Below are 16,669 nucleotides of genomic sequence, written 5' to 3' on the forward strand. Positions count from 1 at the left end.
ACCATCAGACGGGAGGCGACATGGCGGGGAATCACAGCGGTATTTCAGCTTGGCGCTTCTTTGCCTCCGGCGAGCCTGCAGCACAAGGCGTGTCGCCATGAACCGCGCCGAGCAGTTCAACCCCGACGATGACTCGTCAGGAACCGTGAACGCCGTACGCCGCTTCACCGTGCTGACGGTCAACACGCACAAGGGTTTCACCGCGCTCAACCGGCGTTTCATCCTGCCGGAGTTGCGCGAAGCAGTGCGCAGCGTGTCCGCCGACGTGGTGTTTTTGCAGGAAGTCCACGGCACCCACGAGCACCATCCCCAGCGTTACAGCAACTGGCCGACGATGCCGCAGTACGAATTCCTCGCCGACACGCTGTGGCCGCAGTTCGCCTACGGACGCAACGCGGTGTACCCGGCAGGCGATCACGGCAATGCGCTGTTGTCGAAATTCCAGATCATTCGCCACGACAACCTCGACGTGTCCATCAGCGGGCACGAAAACCGCGGCATCCTGCATTGCGTATTGCGCTTGCCCGTCGATGGCCCGGAGGTGCACGCGATTTGCGTCCATTTGGGGCTGCGCGAAACCCATCGCAATGAACAGCTGAAGCTGCTGACCCAACGCCTCGCAGAATTGCCGAGCGACGCGCCGGTGATTGTCGCCGGTGACTTCAACGACTGGCGTCAGCGCGCCGATGCAATGCTCAAACCCTGTGGTTTGCGCGAGGTCTTCGCCGAACTCCACGGCAAACCGGCGCGCAGTTTTCCGGCGCGCTTGCCGGCCTTGCGCCTGGACCGCATCTACGTGCGCAACCTCAAGGCCAGCCGTCCGCAAGTCCTGGCGGCGCGGCCCTGGTCCCACCTCTCCGACCATGCACCGCTATCGGTGGAGATCGAGCTATGAGCAGCGCACCGATGGAAAAAACCACCGTGGATCACGTGCCCACCAACCCGCCCGTGCGTGAGCCCGGCGTGGTCGACGTTGAATACGGTTGGCAGGGCAACAACCGGGTGGAGCTGCTGGAAAACGGCGAAGAATATTTCCCGCGGGTATTCGAAGCCATGCGCCAGGCCAAGACTGAAATCCTCCTGGAAACCTTCATCGTTTTCGAGGACAAGGTCGGCGAAGAGCTGCAGCACGTGCTGATCGACGCGGCTCAACGCGACGTACGCGTCACGGCCAGTCTCGACGGGTTTGGTTGTGGCGAGTTGAGCACCGATTACCTCACCGCGTTGAGCGAGGCCGGCGTGCACCTGCAAATATTTGACCCGGCACCGAAGCGGCTGGGTATTCGCACCAACTGGTTCCGACGCCTGCACCGCAAAATCGTGGTGGTCGACGGCACGATTGCGTTCATCGGCGGGATCAACTTTTCCGCCGACCATCTGGCTGACTTCGGCCCCGAGGCCAAACAGGATTACTCGGTTGAAGTGCAAGGCCCGGCGGTGACCGACATTCATCATTTCGCCCTGCTGCAAAGCGGTCGCCCGGCCCGCGCCAAATACTGGTGGCAACGCCGGCGGCAGCGGCGCTCGGAACTGGCGCTCAACGATCACGATGGCCAGGTCCGTTTGGTGTACCGCGACAACGGTGATCATCAAACCGATATCGAAGAGGTTTATCGACATGTCCTGCGCAGCGCCCAGCGTCGCGTGGTGATTGCCAACGCCTATTTCTTTCCCGGTTATCGCTTGCTGCGCGAGATACGCAACGCCGCGCGGCGAGGCGTCGAAGTGCGACTGATCCTGCAAGGCCAGCCAGACATGAGGGTGGCCAAACTGGCGGCACGCATGACCTATGACTATCTGCTCAAATCCGGGGTGCAGATTCACGAATATTGCGAGCGCCCGCTGCACGGCAAAGTCGCGCTGGTGGACGAAGACTGGAGCACCGTCGGCTCGAGCAACCTCGACCCGCTGAGCCTGGCGATGAACCTGGAAGCCAATGTGCTGATCCGCGATCGCGCCTTCAACCGCGATTTGTTCGAACGCCTCGAGAGGCTGAGCGACAACCACTGCAAAGCCATGTGTGCGGACACATCCCCACGCGGACGGGTCTGGCACATGACCGTCGGTTTTCTGGTGTTCCACTTCCTGCGGCACTTCCCGGCGTGGGCCGGCTGGCTGCCGGCACACAAGCCACGCCTGAAGCCCTTCACCCACCTCGCCGGGGGCGATCACCATGAGCCGCGCTGAATCCCATTCGGCGCCTCACGCCGAGAGCCCGCACAAGTCGCATTGGAGTCGCTGGAAAAAACCGCTGACGATGCTGTTTTTCCTGGCGCTGATCGTCCTGTTCACGATGCTGGCCCAACGCATCGAATGGAACGAGGTGTTCGACACCCTCGCCGATTTCAAGGTGCGCACGCTGGTCATCGCCTCCGGGCTGACGCTGGTGAGTTTTCTGGTGTACGCCTGTTTCGACCTGATTGGCCGCACCTATATTCGTCAGGACCTGACCTGGAAACAGATCCTGCCAGTGGGGATCATCAGCTACGCCTTTAACCTCAACCTGAGTGCCTGGGTCGGCGGCATTGCCATGCGCTACCGGCTTTACTCGCGGCTCGGCGTGAGCAAAAGCAACATCGCGAAAATCCTCGGCCTGAGCCTGGCGACCAACTGGTTCGGCTACATGGTGATTGCCGGCGCGATGTTCAGCAGCGGGCTGGTGCGCATGCCACCGGGCTGGAAACTCAGCAGTGGTGCGTTGCAGGGCGTGGGGGTGCTGTTGCTGTTGGTGAGCGCGGGATACCTGGCGGCCTGTCAGTATTCCAAGCGGCGGGAGTGGGCGATTCGCGGCGTCGAAATCAACCTGCCGTCCCTGCGCATGGCGGTGTTGCAACTGGCGCTCGGGGCGCTGAACTGGTCGCTGATGGCGGCGGTGATCTTCACCCTTCTGCCGAGCAAGCTGGATTATCCGCTGGTGCTTGGCGTGTTGTTGATCAGCGCAATTGCCGGGGTGATCACGCACATTCCGGCGGGGCTCGGGGTGTTGGAGGCGGTGTTTGTGGCGTTGCTGCAGCATGAGGCTTCGCGGGGGAGCCTGGTGGCGGGGTTGCTGGCGTATCGGGCGATTTATTTCATCTTGCCGCTGTTGATTACGTTGGTGATGTATTTGATTGTGGAGGCCAAGGCGAAGTCGTTGCGGATTGCGAAAAAACCCGAGTGATTGGGTGGTTGTAAGGACGCCTTCGCGGGCAAGCCTCGCTCCTACGGGGTTCGCGCGCTTCCTGTAGGAGCGAGGCTTGCCCGCGAAGAATCCACCGCCGCTCTTACGTCGACTGGATAATGCTCAACCGCTCACCCACCACCATCTCGGTAATCCAGTCCACCAGGATCGACGTATACGCCTGCTGCGAAACCGGCTCGCTCAATGCGTGATCGGCGCCGTCGATGATGCGGTGGGTCAGCGAGTGCGTCTGCTGACACGCCGCCCGGTAACTCATGATGGTCGCGTGGGGCACATAGTCGTCAGTCTCGGACTCCACCAGCAGCACATCCCCGGTAAATTGCGAACAGGCATGCAACGCGCGATTGCTGTCGGCCCGCACCAGCGTGCTGCGGTAATCACGCAAATCGAGCTTGTCCAGTTCGCGCTTGGGCGCGTGCCATTGCTCATCGCGATACAACGCCGGCACCCGCAGCGCCAGCCAGCGCACGGGGCGCAATGAGGTCAAAATCGCAGCCAGATAACCGCCATAACTGGTGCCGACCACAGCAATCGCTGAGGTGTCGAGCGCAGGGTGCGCGAGCAATCGGTCGTACGCCGCCAGCAGATCTCGCAGGTTGTCTTCGCGGGAAACCCGCGTCAGTGGAATGCCGGTGCCGCCGGTGTGCCCGCGCAAGTCGAACGTCAGGCACACGCAGCCCAGACCTGCGATGCCTTTGGCCCGTTCAAGATCACGCTCCTGACTGCCGCCCCAACCGTGCACGAAGAGCACGCCGGGGACCTTCGATTTGGGGCTGAGAAAAGTCCCGCTCATCTGCTCATCGTCGATGTCGATCTGAATGGTTTCGCTTCTAGCCGTCATAGGATTTGACCGTTACGTACTTGAGGAGAAATTCACTGTTGTGCGCCGGCCCGCGGTACACCTCGATGGCGTCCGCCGGCAGCGCTTGATCGATGTAGGTTTCCACCGAAGACACACGAATCGCGCTCATCTGCGGGTCGTTGACGAAGCTCTGCAACGCCGCCACTTCGGCGCTGCTGGCACCGCCCATGCGCCAGGACTGCTCAAGCACGCCGCTGCGCTGTGTGCCGTTACTGTCCAGGCCTTGCGCGATGTCGTAGTTGCGCCGCGAGGCATAGAAACCGGGATAGGCCTCGTCCGCCGCACGGTCGAACACTTGCGCTTGGCGGATGGCCAGCCGCACGTCGTCGGGCAGTTGCAGTTCGAGCAGCTCGTCGTAGCCGCCCTGCACCACGAGCAGATTGGAACCACCATAAACCTGCTCGCCATGACCGTCTGCGGTCAAATACTGATCACCGCAGTAACTCAGCACTGTGTCGCCAATGAAGCTTTGGCCGACGCTGTGGGTCACCACCTCGGTCAGGTCTTGCTCCAACACCACACCTTCGGTGAATAGCGCCTTGGCATCGGGTCTGTCGAGGATCGCATCGAATTGGTCGAGGCTCTGGATCACCTCCTGACCGCGTCCGGCGCAGGCATGGATCGGTTTCAGGCGAATCGGTCCGCTATCGAGCAAATACTCCGCCGCAGGGCGCGCATCGTCGAGGGAGAACACGCTGAGCCCCTCGAGCACCACGTTGCGCACCCGTTCGCAAAACAACGGCGACCAGCCGTGCGGCGCAAAAGCGTTTTTGTTGCGCAAGCCGTGGCTGATGGCTTTGGTGCAGATGAAATCATGCTCGACGTAGCCGCCCCACAAATCCTCCGGGCCCTTGACGCCCAATTGCCGCGCGGCCGCAGCGCCGACAATGGTTTGTGTCGGCAGCAGATAAAGATCGCGACCGCTGTGGTGTTCGGGGTCGTAGCTGCCGCCGAATTTGAACCCGAGAACCTGCGCCAGCCAACGGGCCAATGCGTGATTGGTTTCGACTTCGTGCTGTGGCGCGTCGGGCCGCACCGAATGGGCGACCACCAGTTTCTTGCTGTTTGTTGGGGTCATGCGTCCCCCTTCAATCGGCGCTTGATGAATGTAGTGGTAGGGGTGCAGAGATCAGGCCAACGGCAGCTGATTTGAAATAATCGGCAATTCAATCAGTTGCCGATTCGGTGATAGCAATGAGCCTGTCTCATTCTGCACGACGGCCACTTCGCTCCCGGCATTTTGCACGATCAAAGCCTTGCATAGACCCACTGTAGGAGCGAGCCTGCTCGCGAAAGCGACCTTTCAGGCGACATAGATGCTGACCGTCACGGCCTCTTCGCGAGCAGGCTCGCTCCTACATTGAATTGAAGTTCACTGACGGACCGATGCGGCAGCCGGCGTCACCCCAAACCGCGTCCGATAATCACTCGGCGCCAGCCCGGTGATTTTCTTGAACGTCGCACGAAAGGCGCTCGGGTCCTGATAACCGACGGTCCAGGCAATGTGGTCGATGGTGCCGTTGGTGAATTCAAGCATTTCCCGGGCCTTGCCGACCCGCAGGTGCTGGCAGTACTCGGTGGGTTTGAGCCCGGTTGCAGCACGAAATCTGCGCAGGAAGGTGCGTTCTTCCAGCCCTGCCCGTTCAGCCATGGTCGCCAGCGACACGTCGGTCGCGCCGGTGCTTTGCAGCCAATGCTGAACCTTGAGAATCGAGGCGTCGCCGTGGCTGAGGATCGGTGAAAAGTTGCTGCCACATTCACTCGCACTGTCGCTGTGTTCCACCACCAGAAACCGCGCAGTGCCGGTGGCGATGCTCGGCCCCAGCAATCGGTCGACCAGACGCAAACCCAGCTCGGACCAGGCCATCAACCCGGCGGTGGTGATCAAGTCGCCGTCATCGACAATCGGCGTATCGGCCTTGAGCTTGATCGCCGGATAACGCTCGGCGAACGCCTTGGCCGACGTCCAGTGGGTGGTGGCGCTGCGGCCGTCGAGCAATCCGCTCTCAGCCAATAGAATCGAGCCCACGCAGACGCCGCCGAGGGTCGCGCCTTGTGCGTGCTGCTGACGAATCCAGCGCAGCAAGCCTTGCGGCGCCTGGCCTTCGGAAAAACCGCCAATCGACGGCGGGATCAACACCGCCACCAATGCACCGTCCGGCGCGGGATGGCTGTCGTAGATGCGCTGGGGTGATTGATCGCCATCGACCTGCCAATGGCTGACCCGCAACAACGGCAACTGCGCCGCTTGATAGTCAGCGGCAATCCGGTTCGCCACGCCGAACAAGTCGGTCAGCCCGTGCACCGCCGCCATCTGCGCGCCGGGATAAATCAGCACGCCCAGCTCGGCGATTGCCCTTTGTACGTCCATTGTCAGTTTTCCCCCTTCTATTGTCGGTGCGGCCAATCCTCGGACGGTCCGCCAGAGCCAATACTTCATTCCACACCCACACACACTTCGAGGAAACAGTCATGGCCAAGCAAGCACTCATCGTAGTTGATATCCAAAACGACTACTTCCCCCAGGGCAAGTGGCCGCTGGTAGGCGCGGACGCGGCTGCGGATAACGCCGTACGCCTGCTCAAAGCTTTTCGTGATGCCGGTGATTCGGTGGTGCACATTCGCCACGAGTTCACTTCCGACGAAGCGCCCTTCTTCACCCCGGGCTCCGAAGGCGCGAAGCTGCATCCCAAAGTCCTGAACCGCGCCGACGAGCCGGTGGTGCTCAAGCACTTCGTCAACTCGTTCCGCGAAACTGAATTGCAGTCAATTCTCGACGAGCAGGGTATCAAGGAGTTGGTGGTGGTTGGCAGCATGAGTCACATGTGCGTCGATGGCATTACCCGTGCGGCCGCCGACATGGGTTACGCCGTCACTGTCATTCATGACGCCTGTGCCTCGCGGGATCTGGAGTTCAACGGACTTACGGTTCCGGCTGCCCATGTTCATGCTGCGTTCATGTCGGCGTTGGGTTTTGCCTATGCTCGTGTGGTGTCTACTGGCGAGTTTCTGGCTGGGTGAGGTGAGTACATATCCGTTGCTGCGGTAACGGCTGCTATTGGTTTCGCCCTTACGGCGAGTCACTTTCGAAAAGCGCGAAAGTAACCAAAGCGCTTTTGCCCCTTTCGTTCGGTGCCTCGCTAAGGCTCGGCATGCCCTCGCTCCGGTCCTGCTCCGTGGGCCCGCCGCCATCGGCCATCCATGGCCGGGGGCGGCTAACCCGGCATCCATGCCGGGTTGCCCACTGCGCAGAACCTGCGCTCAGCCTCTCGAGGGGGCGACTACCGCCACAGCCGCCGAGGCGGCCTGAAAGCCGACCTGGCTCTTCAGTTGTTCGCGTTGTCCTTTTTTGATGCGTTCACTCATTCCCGACATGTGCACCGCTCCCCTGTAGGAGCCAGCTTGCTGGCGATGGACGTCAACGATAACGCGGGCCGTCTGAGTGAACGCGTTGTCCGGTCGTTTTTCGCGGGCAAGCCTCGCTCCTACAGGGAATCGCGTACGCTTTTGATTCCCACCACTCATCAGGCCGAGCGTTAGCTCGCCTTCCGCTTTTGATCTGAGCGCCCCCTCGAGAGGCCGAGCGCAGGTTCTGCGTAGTGGGTAACCCGGCATGGATGCCGGGTTAGCCGCGCACGGCCAGGGATGGCCGATCGCGGCGGGCCCACGGAGCAGGACCGGAGCGAGGGCATGCCGAGCCTAGGCGAGGCACCGAACGAAAGGGGCAAGAGCCCTTGGTTACTTGGGGCTTTTCCAAGTGACTCGCCGTAAGGGCGAAACCAATATCCGCCATCACCCAAATAATGGATATACACCCCACCACCCATAAAAAAATCTCACGCGTGAGCTATTGAGCCCAGCGAAAATTGCCTGTAGTGTTTCTCACGCGTGAGTTTTTCACAACGAGGTCAGCACCATGAACAGCAGCTCTCCATCAGATCCGCCTTCCGGGTCTGTGAACGATTCAGCAAGCCGCAAGGGAGAGCGCTCGAAACCGTCCGCGAAAAAACCGTCGAGCTTCTACATGAAGCAGATGCGCGCGGGCCTGGGTGCCGCCGGTTATGTAAAACACGAGACTTGGGTGCTTCCCGAAAACCGAAGCCTGCTCAAGCAGATGGAGAAACAGCTACGCCAACCGATCCTGGCTGGCTCATTCATGTCGGAGAATTACATGAGCGCAGGTAACAACTGGAACATCGATCGCCTCTACAGCGCCCTTCAAGCCCTGGACGAAGTGGTCTCGAACGACATCACCCTCTCCCTCGTCCAAGGTTCCGAATCCAGCATCAAGCTGGAAATGAACGACTTCGGTGGCTTGCCGATTTACATCGCGGTAGTGGGCGACCAGATCATCGTCGATACCGTGCTGGTCGACGTCGAGTCGATCAAGGACGTGCCGGCCTTCAATGATGCCGTGCTGCGCAGCCGGGAAATGTTCCCGCTGTCGTCGATCGGCATCGAGTCCATGCCTAACGGGCAGGTCGTTTACAACATGTTTGGCGCGCTCAGCTCCGACTCGAGCCTGACCAACGTCGTGACCGAGGTCAAAACCCTCGTCGACAACGTGCAGCGCGCCAGCGAAGCCTTCGAACGTTTTTTCAATTAATTATTCGGGAATCAGGGAAAATCCAATGACTCAGTCCATCTGGAGCAAATTGTTCACCGCACTGCGTGGCGGTGCCAATGAAGTCGGCGAATCGATCGTCGACCAACAGGCCCTGCGCATCCTCGACCAGGAAATCCGCGATGCCGACAGCGCGCTGGCCAACGCCAAGCGTGAGCTGGTCACCATCATGGCCAAGCACAAACTGTCCGCAGATCGCGTCAGCGAGTACAACGCCAAGATCAAGGACCTGGAATCCAAGGCGCTGGCCGCCATTCAGGCCAACCGCGAAGACCTGGCACTGGAAGTGGCCGAAGCCATTTCGACCCTGACCAACGAGCTGGATGTCGAGCAGAAGCAGGCCACCGAATTCGGCGGTTATGCGGACAACATGCGCAAAGACATCACCAAGGCTGAAAGCCGCATCAAGAGCCTGCGCCAGCAAGTGGACATGGCCAAGGCCCGTGAAAGCGTGCAGAAAGCCCAGGTCAGCGCATCCATCGCCAGCGGCGGCGCCAACGGCAAACTGGAAACCGCAGTCGGCACGCTGAACCGCTTGCAAGCCAAGCAGCAGCAACGCGCCGCTGAACTGGAAGCCCAGGACCAACTGGCCGATGCATCGACCGGCACCGACCTGGAGCGCAAACTGCGCGAAGCCGGCATCACGCCGGACGCGGGCAGCGCCAACGCGATCCTGGAGCGCCTGAAGCAGAAATCGGCTGAGTAACCCACTCAGTCGCAGATGCATAACCTGTGGGAGCTAGCCTGCTAGCGATTACGGTTTGTCAGACGACATTAATGTTGACTGACACTCCCTCTTCGCGAGCAGGCTCGCTCCCACATTGGATATGCGTTTCAGTTTTTCGTTGAATCGAGGTCAAGGATGGATGCCCTGAAGGGTTTCAAGACAATCGCCAGCCTCGCCATTTTCATGGTGGCGCTGCAACTGCTCAACGTTGCGACCGGCTACAGCCTTGTGGCATTCGGCCTGGTGCCGAGAACAGCCCACGGACTGGTCGGCATCATCACCTCGCCTTTTTTACACGCGTCCTTTGCGCACCTCAGCGCCAACCTGATTCCCTTCCTGATTCTGGGCACCCTGGTCATTGTCGACGGGCTCAACCGGTTCCTGGCCGTCAGCGCGATCATCATTCTGCTGGGCGGCGCACTGGTCTGGCTGTTCGGGTTTTCCGGCGTGCACATTGGCGCCAGCGGCTGGGTATTCGGGCTGTGGGCCTACCTCCTGTCCCGCGCCTGGTTTCACCGCAGCTGGGGCAACCTGATCACGGCCAGCGTCGTGGCGCTGCTCTATGGCGGCCTGGTCTTTGGCTTCCTTCCGCGTCAGGGTGTGTCCTTCGAAGGACATCTCTTTGGGGCGCTCGCCGGATTTATTGCAGCCAAGGTACTTTTCTCTGCGCCGCGCAGCAGGTTTAATGCCGCCGGTTAACCGCACTTGAGCATTCAGACGCCGAGGCGATAACGTCGCCAGGAATGAGTACCCACGGAGTCAGGGACGAAATGTCGATTTTCCTTTTATTGCGCATGTATGCCTCGTCCCTCTTCCACCGATTCGGTTGGGTGGGACTGGTCATCGCCTTGGCCGTGCACCTGACCACGGCGTATCTGGGCCTGGTGTTGCTGGGCGAACAGCACCTCACCGCCCCCGCCACGTTTACCTACTTCTATCTCACTACCACGCTTACCGTAGGCTATGGCGATCTCGCGCCACAGACATCGGCGGGGCGCATTTTCGTGGCCACCTGGGTCATGCTCGGCGGCATTGCGCTGCTGACGGCAGCCATCGGCAAAACCACCAGCAGCGTTATCGATGTATGGAGAAAAAGCATGAAGGGCAAAGGTGACTACACCGGCAATGTCGGGCATACGGTGCTCATCGGCTGGGAAGGTGCGTCCAGCGAACGGGTCGTTGAGTTGTTGCTTCAGGATGAAACCTCCAACGACAACCTGATCGTCATTTGCGATTGCACCCTTGAAGAAAACCCCATGCCCGGCCAGGCGTCCTTCATCAAGGGCGAAAGCCTGTCCTCGGTGGCGCTGCTACTGCGCGCTGGCGTTCCCGGTGCCGAACGCGTTCTGGTGCGAACCCATTCAGACGACCTGACCCTGGCCACCGTGCTGGCGGTCAATCAACTGAAGCCTGTCGGGCATGTGGTCGCCCACTTCAATGACAGTGAAATCGCCTCGCTCGCCAGCGCCTACGCCCCCAGCCTGGAATGCACATCAAGCATGGCCATCGAGATGCTTGTGCGCGCGTCCCAGGACCCCGGCTCGTCCGTGGTCATCAACGAATTGCTGTGCGTGGGCCAGGGCGCGACCCAATACCTGATGAAACTGCCCGAGACGTTTAACGCGACCTTCGGCGATCTGTACACGCAGATGAAAGAACGTCACAACGCCACCCTCATCGGCTACCGCGCCAAGGGCGCCCGACAACCATCGATCAACCCGCCTGGCGCCACACGCGTCGAGGGCGGCGAGCTCTTCTACATCGCCTCCACTCGCCTCAAGGAAATCTCCAATGGGATGGTTTAAACAGTTGTTGGGGCTTGAGGCCCCGAACGCGAATTCAGAATCGAAATGGACCGCCAGCGAAACCCAACCGGCCGCCGGCCCGCTGGGTCTGGCGCTGGGCAAAGGCGTGATGTTCGACAGCACGCTGCAATTGTTGCTCGACGAAAAAACCGCCGTGGCCATCCCCGGCTCGCAGCAGATCTGGAGCAACGGCACCATTGACCTCGGGCAGTCGACCTGGCTGTCGCGCTACTACATGAACGACGAAGACTACTGGCTGCAAGTGCACACCACCGGCGACATCGCCGGCCAGGTCGAGTCGGTGATCCTGTTCAACTACCTCAGCTACATCACCATCAGCAGCGAAGCGGAGCTGCGCCGTCTGGCCGGCCCGAACAGCCTGATCGGGCTGCCGACCTACACCCACAACGGCGTCGAATACACCCGCGAATGGGGCACCGAGAATGGCCAGACTGAACTGGTGGCGTTGAGCGAACAGCTGAAAAACCCGGATGAGTCCTACAGCGTCGAGCACCGTTCGATGTTATACGCCCGCGAAACCGGCCTGACCGACCGCCGTGAATTCCTGCTGTTTTCTGTCGAAGAAGACGCCGAAGGCACGATCAGCTTGAGCACTTCGCTGGGCATTTCGCTGTACACCACCGACCTGAACACTTTTTAAAAAGGAAGAAACCCCATGCTAGAAGCGCTCTCCGTCTCCCTGAACAAAGCCGCCGTGCTCGGGTTTGTTGCGTACATCCTCGGCGCCGCCGTGCTGTTCGCGCTGTTCCAGTTCATCTACACCCGCATCACCCCGCACAAGGAATTCGAGCTGATCCGTTCGGGCAACGTCGCGGCTGCAATCGCCCTGGGCGGTGCGGTCATCGGTTTCGCGATTCCGGCCAGCAACGTGATCGCCTACTCGGTCAGCCTCCTCGACTTCGTGGTCTGGGCAGTCATCGCCGCGTTCGTGCAATTGTTGGCGTTCCTGATGACCAGCCTGGTGCTCAAGGGCACCTCCGAGCGCATCAAGAAAGGTGAAATCGCCGCCGGTATCTACGTGGCAGCCGTGGCCATCAGCGTCGGCATGTTGAACGCCGCCTGCATGACCCCTTCCTCGAACTGATCGCGCACGGAGCTCCCGATGAAACGAAGCAAGTACGTTCAGCTGTCGCTGGCAGCCTCGGTCGCGATGGCGATTTCGGGCTGCGGGCCGACGGAAAAAACCTACTCGATGCAGAAAAAGTACAACTTCCAGTCCGTGCAGCAATGCGCCGATGAAAAACTTCCGGTGGACGTCTGCTCGGACGCCTTCATGACCGCCATGGCCGAACATCGACGCATTGCACCGGTGTACGACAACCAGGCCGATTGCGAAGCCGACTTCGTCGCCGACTGGTGCCAGCAGGACTCCGCCGGCAAGTTCATCCCCAAACTCGGCGGCTTCGAGCTGACCGCCAATGGCGAGGTGACGCAATCCCAGGTGGACGCCGCCAAAGCGCAACTGCCTGCCTCGGAAGCGAACAGTGGCGGTTCGGGGTTCTCCGGCACCAGCCTGCTGACCGGCCTGCTGATCGGCAACATGCTGAGCAACAACCGCAACAGCTACTATTCGGAGCCGGTGTACCGCTACCGCGATGACCGTGGCAGCTATTCGTCTTCGACACTCGGCCAGCGGATTTCGAAAGGTTCGACCTTTACCAAATCCAATCAGGCGCGATACGGCAGCAGCAACTACGCCGACTCGATTCGTTCCGCCAGCAAACCGGTGTCCGTTGCCTCGTCCACTTCCCGTGGCGGCTTCGGCAGCAAAGCCAGTGCGCGCAGCGGCTGGGGTGGCGGCGGGTCGAGCAGTTAAGGAAACAGGGCCATGAAGAAAATCCTCTGCGCAGAGCGTCATGACTGGAAACAGACCGCTGAAAGCCTCGGCTTTCTGTTCCACACCATCGACGACGAACCCTATTGGGACGAGAGCGCGTACTACCAGTTCACGCTCAAACAGATCGAGAACGATCTCGAAGACCCGACCACCGAGATCCATGAGATGTGCATGGACCTGGTGGCTCGCGTGGTGCAGAGCGAGGAGTTGCTGGAACGCCTGAGTATTCCGGCAGCGTTCTACGACCTGGTTCGTACGTCATGGCTCGAAGGTCATCCGCATCTGTACGGGCGCATGGACTTTTCCTACAACGGCAACGGCCCGGCCAAGCTGCTGGAGCTCAACTACGACACGCCGACCAGCCTCTACGAAGCGGCGGCGTTCCAGTGGGGCTGGCTGGAGCAGTGCATTGAGCGTGGTTTGTTGCCCAAGAACGCCGACCAGTTCAACAGCATCGACACCAAGCTGCATCAGGCCTTTGCTCAACTGCAGATCACGCAGCCCTTCTATTTCGCCTCGATGAAAGACTCGGTCGAGGACAAGGGCACCACCGATTACCTGCGGCTGGTTGCGGAAAAAGTCGGCATCGAATCCCGTCACATCGACATCGAAGACATTGGCCTCACCAGTGACGGACGTTTCGTCGATCTTGAAGATCGCTGGATTCCTCACCTGTTCAAACTGCACGCCTGGGAGTTCATCTTCCACGAACCCTTTGGCGCAGCGATTGCCCTGAGTGATACGCAGTTCTTCGAACCGGCCTGGAAATCCATCATCTCCAACAAAGGCATCCTGCCGCTGCTGTGGGAATTCAACAAAGGTCATCCGAACCTGCTCGCCGCCCACCTGGATACCGACCCGAACAAAGCGGTGCCCAAGGGTTGGGTGCGCAAGCCATTCTTCTCGCGGGAAGGCGCCAACATCGAGCTGCAAACAACGGACGGTCTGATCGTGAAAGAGGATGGGCCCTACACGGATGCGCCGTTTATCCTTCAGGAGTTCGCGCCGCTGCCGAAGTTTGGCGATAGCTACACGTTGATCGGCTCCTGGGTGATCGGCGATCAAGCCGCGGGGATCGGCGTGCGCGAGGACAACAGCCTGATTACCAAGGATTCCAGCCGATTCTTGCCGCACCTGATACTCGACTGAACATTTACCGTCAGTGGAAAAGCCCGTTGCCATGCATCGGGCGTCGGGGTGAAACAGGTGTAAACCCGATCAGGAACCCGACAACCACAAGACTTACCGCTGAAAAGCCGGATAATGGCGGCCAAATCGTCTAGCCCGTTATTCTGGTACCCCCCCATGGAAATCAAGGTCAACTTTCTCGACAACCTTCGGCTTGAAGCCAAGTTCGACGACTTCACGGTGGTGGCCGACCAACCAATCCGCTACAAGGGCGATGGCTCGGCACCCGGTCCGTTCGACTACTTCCTGGCTTCGTCGGCGTTGTGTGCGGCGTATTTCGTGAAGTTGTACTGCAGCACACGCAATATCCCCACGGATAACATCCGCCTGTCGCAGAACAACATTGTTGACCCGGAAAACCGCTACAACCAGATTTTCAAGATCCAGGTCGAGTTGCCGGCGGACATCTCCGACAAGGACCGCCAGGGCATCCTGCGTTCCATCGACCGTTGCACCGTGAAAAAAGTGGTGCAGGCCGGGCCTGAGTTTGTGATCGAAGAAGTGGAAAACCTCGACGCCGATGCCCAGGCGCTGTTGATGCCTGCTTCCAGCTCAGAGGCGAGCACTTACATTGCCGGCAAGGATCTGCCGCTGGAACAAACCATCGCCAACATGTCGGCCATTCTGGCGGACCTGGGCATGAAGATTGAAATCGCCTCGTGGCGCAATATCGTGCCCAATGTGTGGTCGCTGCATATCCGCGATGCGCACTCGCCGATGTGCTTCACCAACGGCAAGGGTGCGACCAAGGAAGGCGCACTGGCGTCGGCGTTGGGCGAGTTTATCGAGCGGCTCAACTGCAACTTCTTCTACAACGACCAGTTCTGGGGCGAAGACATCGCCAACGCGGAATTTGTGCATTATCCGGACGAGCGCTGGTTCAAGCCTGGCCGCAAAGACGCGCTGCCGACCGAGATTCTCGACGAGTACTGCCTGAAGATTTACAACCGCGACGGCGAGCTGCGCGGCTCCCATCTGATCGACACCAACTCGGGCAATGAAGAGCGCGGTATCTGCTCGCTGCCGTACGTGCGCCAGTCGGACGGTGAGGTGGTGTATTTCCCGTCCAACCTGATTGAAAACCTGTACCTGAGCAACGGCATGAGTGCCGGCAACACGCTGGCCGAAGCGCAGGTGCAGTGCCTGTCGGAGATCTTCGAGCGCGCGGTAAAACGCGAAATCATCGAAGGTGAATTTGCACTGCCGGATGTGCCGGCCCACGTGCTGGCGAAGTACCCAGGGATCCTCGCCGGCATTCAGGCGCTGGAAGAACAGGGTTTCCCGGTGTTGGTGAAGGATGCGTCCCTGGGCGGTGAATTCCCGGTGATGTGCGTTACGTTGATGAACCCGCGTACCGGTGGTGTGTTCGCCTCGTTCGGCGCGCACCCAAGCCTTGAAGTGGCACTGGAACGCAGCCTCACCGAATTGCTGCAAGGCCGCAGCTTCGAAGGCCTCAACGACCTGCCCCAGCCGACGTTTGAAGGTCACGCGGTGACCGAGCCGAACAACTTCGTCGAGCACTTCATCGACTCGAGCGGCGTTGTGTCGTGGCGCTTCTTCAGTTCGAAGTCGGATTACGAATTCGTGGAGTGGGACTTCTCCGGCCAGGGTGAAAACTCGAATACCGAGGAAGCCGCGACCTTGTTCGGCATTCTCGAAGGCATGGGCAAGGAAGTGTACATGGCGGTCTACGAGCATATCGGCGCGACGGCCTGCCGCATCCTGGTGCCGGACTATTCGGAAATTTATCCGGTAGACGATCTGATCTGGGATAACACCAACAAAGCGCTGTTCTTCCGCGAAGACATCCTGAACCTGCATCGCCTGGACGAAGACGAACTGCGAGCGCTGGTCGAGCGTCTGGTGGAAAGTGAGCTGGACGACTACACCGACATCACCAGCTTGATCGGCATCGAATTTGACGACAATACCGCTTGGGGTCAGTTGACGATCCTGGAGTTGAAGCTGCTGATTTATCTCGCCCTGCAACAATTTGAAGAGGCGAAAGAGGCGGTGGAAATGTTCCTGCAGTACAACGACAACACGGTTGAGCGCGGCTTGTTCTACCAGGCCGTCAATGTGGTGTTGGAGATGAAACTGGACGAAGACCTGGAACTGGAAGACTACGAGGCCAATTTCCGCCGGATGTTTGGCAGCGAGCGGACGGACGCAGCAATCGGCTCGGTGGACGGGACCGTGCGCTTCCATGGCTTGACGCCGACCAGCATGAAACTGGAGGGGCTCGACAGGCACCTGCGCCTGATCGACAGCTACAAAAAACTGCACACGGCGCGGGCTGCTGTCACCACGTCATCCCGTTGAGCGCAAACCTGTAGGAGCCGGCTTGCTGGCGATGAACGATTACGCGGTTTACCTGGTTAACCGCGGTGCTTGAATCGCCAGCAAGCCGGCTCCTACAAATAG

Annotated in this window: 16 protein-coding genes; 13 read left to right on the forward strand and 3 right to left on the reverse strand. The window is 60.0% G+C overall.

Features of this window, described 5'->3' with window-relative positions; genetic code table 11:
• Positions 1–97: 97 nt before the first annotated feature.
• From IB245_RS16400 to IB245_RS16410, 3 genes are read left to right on the forward strand one after another with little or no spacing between them, the layout of a single operon-like run.
• Entirely contained in the window at positions 98–895 is a 798-nt protein-coding gene (locus tag IB245_RS16400) for an endonuclease/exonuclease/phosphatase family protein (protein ID WP_008034453.1), read from the forward strand.
• Positions 892–2,187, forward strand: coding sequence for a cardiolipin synthase ClsB (gene clsB / locus IB245_RS16405; RefSeq protein WP_192228081.1), 1,296 nt, complete (start codon positions 892–894; stop codon positions 2,185–2,187). The genes IB245_RS16400 and clsB overlap by 4 nt, the downstream gene beginning before the upstream one ends.
• Positions 2,174–3,160: a lysylphosphatidylglycerol synthase domain-containing protein gene (locus tag IB245_RS16410; RefSeq protein WP_192228082.1), complete on the forward strand. Its 987-nt coding sequence runs from the start codon at positions 2,174–2,176 to the stop codon at positions 3,158–3,160. Before clsB ends, IB245_RS16410 begins: the two co-directional genes overlap by 14 nt.
• 103 nt (positions 3,161–3,263) lie before the next feature.
• Here IB245_RS16410 and IB245_RS16415 read toward each other — a convergent pair whose 3' ends face one another.
• The 3 genes from IB245_RS16415 to IB245_RS16425 form a co-directional block, all read right to left on the reverse strand.
• On the reverse strand, positions 3,264–4,022 hold the full coding sequence (locus IB245_RS16415; RefSeq protein ID WP_008044043.1) for an alpha/beta hydrolase family protein: 759 nt from the start codon (positions 4,020–4,022) through the stop codon (positions 3,264–3,266).
• Complete coding sequence (locus IB245_RS16420; protein ID WP_192228083.1) at positions 4,012–5,121, reverse strand: DUF3182 family protein; 1,110 nt, start codon at positions 5,119–5,121, stop codon at positions 4,012–4,014. The genes IB245_RS16415 and IB245_RS16420 overlap by 11 nt, the downstream gene beginning before the upstream one ends.
• Before the next feature lie 294 nt (positions 5,122–5,415).
• Positions 5,416–6,414 (reverse strand): GlxA family transcriptional regulator, encoded by a 999-nt coding sequence (locus IB245_RS16425; RefSeq protein ID WP_192228084.1) that lies wholly within the window; start codon positions 6,412–6,414, stop codon positions 5,416–5,418.
• Between the two features lie 101 nt (positions 6,415–6,515).
• Here IB245_RS16425 and IB245_RS16430 point away from each other — a divergent pair, with 101 nt between their 5' ends.
• The 10 genes from IB245_RS16430 to IB245_RS16475 all read left to right on the forward strand — a co-directional run bounded on the left by IB245_RS16430 (position 6,516) and on the right by IB245_RS16475 (position 16,567).
• Positions 6,516–7,064 carry a cysteine hydrolase family protein gene (locus IB245_RS16430; RefSeq protein WP_008044039.1) on the forward strand — a complete coding sequence of 183 codons (549 nt, stop codon included), beginning with the start codon at positions 6,516–6,518 and terminating at the stop codon, positions 7,062–7,064.
• 1,003 nt (positions 7,065–8,067) lie between these two features.
• A complete protein-coding gene (locus IB245_RS16435) occupies positions 8,068–8,649 on the forward strand; it encodes a YjfI family protein (protein ID WP_085988408.1) in 582 nt (193 codons plus the stop codon).
• Between the two features lie 25 nt (positions 8,650–8,674).
• Entirely contained in the window at positions 8,675–9,373 is a 699-nt protein-coding gene (locus tag IB245_RS16440) for a PspA/IM30 family protein (RefSeq protein ID WP_008041320.1), read from the forward strand.
• 156 nt (positions 9,374–9,529) lie between these two features.
• A complete protein-coding gene (locus IB245_RS16445; RefSeq protein WP_008041319.1) occupies positions 9,530–10,093 on the forward strand; it encodes a rhomboid family intramembrane serine protease in 564 nt (187 codons plus the stop codon).
• 71 nt (positions 10,094–10,164) lie between these two features.
• On the forward strand, positions 10,165–11,199 hold the full coding sequence (locus tag IB245_RS16450) for an ion channel (protein ID WP_192228085.1): 1,035 nt from the start codon (positions 10,165–10,167) through the stop codon (positions 11,197–11,199).
• Positions 11,186–11,860 carry a DUF2491 family protein gene (locus IB245_RS16455; RefSeq protein ID WP_192228086.1) on the forward strand — a complete coding sequence of 225 codons (675 nt, stop codon included), beginning with the start codon at positions 11,186–11,188 and terminating at the stop codon, positions 11,858–11,860. Before IB245_RS16450 ends, IB245_RS16455 begins: the two co-directional genes overlap by 14 nt.
• A gap of 15 nt (positions 11,861–11,875) precedes the next feature.
• Entirely contained in the window at positions 11,876–12,304 is a 429-nt protein-coding gene (locus IB245_RS16460) for a DUF350 domain-containing protein (protein WP_008030949.1), read from the forward strand.
• Positions 12,305–12,322: 18 nt separating this feature from the next.
• Positions 12,323–13,036, forward strand: coding sequence for a DUF1190 domain-containing protein (locus IB245_RS16465; protein ID WP_192228087.1), 714 nt, complete (start codon positions 12,323–12,325; stop codon positions 13,034–13,036).
• 12 nt (positions 13,037–13,048) lie between these two features.
• Positions 13,049–14,206 (forward strand): glutathionylspermidine synthase family protein, encoded by a 1,158-nt coding sequence (locus IB245_RS16470; RefSeq protein ID WP_192228088.1) that lies wholly within the window; start codon positions 13,049–13,051, stop codon positions 14,204–14,206.
• A gap of 156 nt (positions 14,207–14,362) precedes the next feature.
• The gene (locus IB245_RS16475; RefSeq protein WP_192228089.1) at positions 14,363–16,567 is read left to right on the forward strand and encodes an OsmC domain/YcaO domain-containing protein; all 2,205 of its coding nucleotides are present in this window, start codon (positions 14,363–14,365) and stop codon (positions 16,565–16,567) included.
• Positions 16,568–16,669: the final 102 nt, after the last annotated feature.

Source organism: Pseudomonas sp. PDM02 (assembly GCF_014852285.1).
Classification (GTDB): Bacteria; Pseudomonadota; Gammaproteobacteria; order Pseudomonadales; family Pseudomonadaceae; genus Aquipseudomonas; species Aquipseudomonas migulae.